Here is a 3,510-nt window from a genome sequence, read left to right as displayed (position 1 = left end):
TTCACATCCAGCCCAACCAGCCGCACATCAGGCCCAGCTCACCCGGACGGGAAGCAACCACTCTCTTCAAGATCGCAATTCGCTACAAAGCCGAGTACTTCACCCGCGACCGGGGGCACGGCCGCCGTGAGCACCGCGCTGTCCTTGCGGTCAGTGTGCCCGCAGGACTGGGCTTCCCCTATGCCGCACAGGCGTTGAGGTGTCGTCGCACCATCCGCCGCCTCGACGGACGAATCGTGCACACCGAGACCGTTTACGGCATCACCAGCCTCAAGCCCCATCAGGCCGGCCCCACCCAACTCGCCGCCTACCTCCGCGGACACTGGAGCATCGAAAACCGCCTCCACTGGGTACGTGACGTCACCTTCGACGAGGACCGCTCACAAGTCCGCACCGGCAACAGCCCCCGAGCCATGTCCACCTTGCGCAACCTCGCCATCAGCGCATGCCGCCTGGCTGGAGCCACCAACATCGCAGCCACCCTCCGCCACAACACCCGCGACCACACACGTCCGTTGACCATGCTCGGACTCATCTAAACGACTTTGCCGAGGCCCTGGGTGAGGGTCGTCGTGCCCCGATATGAGTAACGGGGCCGCTGTAGACCGGCTTTCGGCCAAGAAAGTTGATCAAGGGGCCCGCGCAGGTCGCAGCCCTGACTCCAGTGATAACGCAGCGGCATGGGTACTATATTCCTATGGAATTGATAGGGAAGATGCGCCACGATCACCCGCTGCTCGTGCTGGCGGTCAAAGAAGAAGCCCAGTTCCTCGACACGGAATTCCCTGTGCTGCTGACCGGCATGGGGAAAGTCAACGCCGCAATTGCCTTGGCCGCCGTCCTCGCTGAAGGCCCTCGCCCCGCAAGTGTCATCAATCTGGGCACGGCCGGCGCCCTGCAGCCAGGGTTGAGCGGCACCCACGTGGTCGGCACAGTGATCCAGCACGACCTGGACGATGCGGTTCTACACACCCTTACCGGCGATACCTACGGACCGCCATTGCCTCTGCGTGACGGCGGCGGGCTCACCCTGGCGACCGGAGACCGCTTCATAGCCACCCAGGCTGACAGACGGCGACTTGCCGCTCAGGCTTCGCTGGTCGATATGGAAGGCTACGCCCTCGCGGCAGCGTCCCAGCGCGCCGGAGTCGCGCTGCGCATCGTCAAACACGTCAGTGACGAGGCAGGAGACGGTGCCGCGACGACATGGCGCGATACAGTCGCCGACTGCGCCCGGGCACTCGCCGACTGGGTTTCGCACCACGCTCCCTCATTCTCCTAAGTAGGGTCGGGGACTGGCGCGGTGGCTTCCGCTCCGTTTCCAGCCCCCGCCGCTTCAAACCATACGTGCGGTTCTCCCGCATACGGCTTTCCGACATCGTTCACCGACTGGCATGCGCCGTCGCCCTGCGTACGGTTCCGGTCAGGCGGTAGACCCGGAGCCGGGTGATCCACCCGTAGGTGAAACGAGTGGTCCAGTTCCGACCTCGTAGGCCGTGTTTTCGGCTGGCGAGGATCGCCAGTCGCTCGTGGACGTAGCCGTCGACCGCGTTGAACTTCCGTCCGGAGTTCCCGTTTCGGAAGTACGCTCCCCAGCCCCGCAGCACGGGGTTGAGGTCGGCGACCACAGCGGACAGCGGCCGTTCAGCCTTCGAAATGACAGTGGCCGCACGGACTTTGTCCCGCAGCACCCGCGTCACTCTGGCCGAGGGCCACCGCTGCAAGTAGTACTTGCCCCGCCACTGGTTCACAGAGACCCGCACGGCTTCGCACGCGTCGATCGCGGACCGCCTGGGCCGAAAGCCATAGCTCGCCTCGGTGAACTGCGCCTCGAAGACCGGTTCCAGGACCAGCTTCGCGGCCGTCATCACCACCCGGTCCGCCACAGTGGGGATCGACAACGGCCGGAACTCCCCCGGCCACCCCGGTTCGGGAATCTTCACCCGCCGCAGCACAGACGGACGATATTGGTCCGAAACGGTTGGGGTTCTGTTTCGTTGGTCGTTGTGTGAGTGAACTGGTGGCGGATGCGCGGCGTTTGTCGCCGTCGGCGACCCTGTTGCCCATTGGGCTATGAGGCGAGGCTGAGTTCGAGTCGGGCGAGGTGGCTGGTGTGGTGGCGGTCGAGTGGGTGGCCGTTCCACCAGGCGTTCAGGCGGATGAGGTTGAGGGCGACGGCGCTGTGGACGTGTTCGAGGTGGGTCTTGGCCAGGCCGCGGTAGCGGGTCCGGCGACTGCCGGTGACGGCGAGGGCCTGGCGGATGGTGCCCTCGACGCCGGCGCGTAGGGCGTATGTGTCCTGCCAGTCCCGGTCGGTCTGCTGGGCACGGGCGGTGCGCAGGGCCTCGGTCAGCGGGCGGGGGTTCAAGGTGAGCTGGCGAGAGCCTCGGCGGCTGGTGGTGCACAACGTGCGGACCGGGCAGGGGTGGCAGGTCGGCTTGGTGAAAGCGACCACGATCTTGGGGTGGCCGTGCTGGGTGCACGGGCTCCAGGAGGAGCTGGTCTGTCCCCGGGGGCAGGTGACCTGCTGGTACTTCCAGTCGATGGTGAACGCATCGGCCGTGAAGCCCGCGTTCTCGCGGGCCTGGCGGGACTGGTCGAGCAGGACCGGGGTGATCAGTGCGATGCCGTAGGTCTGGCGGGACTTCACGATCAGGTTGGCACTGGGGTAGCCGGAGTCGAGGTAGTGCTCGCCCGGCAGCAGGCCGCGGCTTTGCAACTGCTGGTGGATACCGTCCAGGGCCAAGGTGTCGGGGAGGGTGGAGACGGTGGTGGCCACGTTCGTGATCAAGTTCGGGGTAGTGCGCTCCTTCTCGGGTGCGTTTGTGCAGCTCTCGCTCACGTGCAGCTTGAACCCGTTCCAGAAGGTGTCGCGCTTGGCGGACCAGCGAGTGTCGAGGTCGTAGGGGGACGCGATGCGCAGATGACCGGGCGGCAGCCCGTCACCGCCCTCCTCGGTCTTGGCGCGCCGGGCCACGACCTCGCGTCCGCCCCGCGTGGTGGTGCGGGTGTAGTTCTGCAGCAGCACAGTGCGTAGGGTCTGCACCGCGGGCAGTTCGCGCAGCCAGGGTTCGCAGCGCGGATCGTAGACGGCGCTGAGCAGGGCGAAGCCGTCGCGTGCGTAGGTCAGCGCGAGGTGGTCGCGCTTGGTGGCGGAGGAGGGCATGCGCCAGGTGTCGATGCGGGTGTCGTAGCGGCGCGACCATCCCGGCACGTCCAGCACGGTGGCGACCCAGCGCGGGGCCGCCACCGTCAGCGCCTCCACCGCCGCCCGCACACTCTCCCCGGCCAGCTCCAGGCGGTTCAGGTCCCGCACCGCGCTGATGACATGGGTGGAGTCGGTGCGCTGCTTGCCCCCGGACCCGACCAAACCCTGCTCTTTCAGGCGGACCAGCAACAGGTCCAAGACCTTCTCCTCCAGGCCGTGGTCGACCACCCAAGTACGGAACTGGGACAGCACGGTGAAGTCGAAACCGGTGTCGGTCAGCTCCAACCCCAGCGCATAGGCCC

General features: G+C 66.6%; 4 protein-coding genes. 2 read left to right on the top strand and 2 right to left on the bottom strand.

Features of this window, described 5'->3' with window-relative positions; all coding sequences use genetic code 11:
• Positions 1–539 (top strand): ISAs1 family transposase (locus tag ACIQU6_RS44165; RefSeq protein ID WP_403488304.1); only part of this gene is annotated, 539 nt, incomplete at its 5' end.
• 158 nt (positions 540–697) lie between these two features.
• Positions 698–1,282, top strand: a complete 585-nt coding sequence (locus ACIQU6_RS44160) for a nucleosidase (protein ID WP_403488302.1) — start codon at positions 698–700, stop codon at positions 1,280–1,282.
• Between the two features lie 100 nt (positions 1,283–1,382).
• On the opposite strand, the gene ACIQU6_RS44155 is transcribed toward ACIQU6_RS44160, so the two are convergent.
• The gene (locus ACIQU6_RS44155; protein WP_403488300.1) at positions 1,383–1,955 is read right to left on the bottom strand and encodes a group II intron maturase-specific domain-containing protein; all 573 of its coding nucleotides are present in this window, start codon (positions 1,953–1,955) and stop codon (positions 1,383–1,385) included.
• 116 nt (positions 1,956–2,071) lie between these two features.
• Positions 2,072–3,510 (bottom strand): transposase (locus ACIQU6_RS44150; protein ID WP_403488298.1); only part of this gene is annotated, 1,439 nt, incomplete at its 5' end.

Source organism: Streptomyces sp. NPDC090442 (assembly GCF_044769405.1).
Taxonomy (GTDB): domain Bacteria; phylum Actinomycetota; class Actinomycetes; order Streptomycetales; family Streptomycetaceae; genus Streptomyces.
The sequence above is the reverse complement of the archived record's forward strand: the minus strand, read 5'-3'. Positions and strand labels throughout refer to the sequence as shown.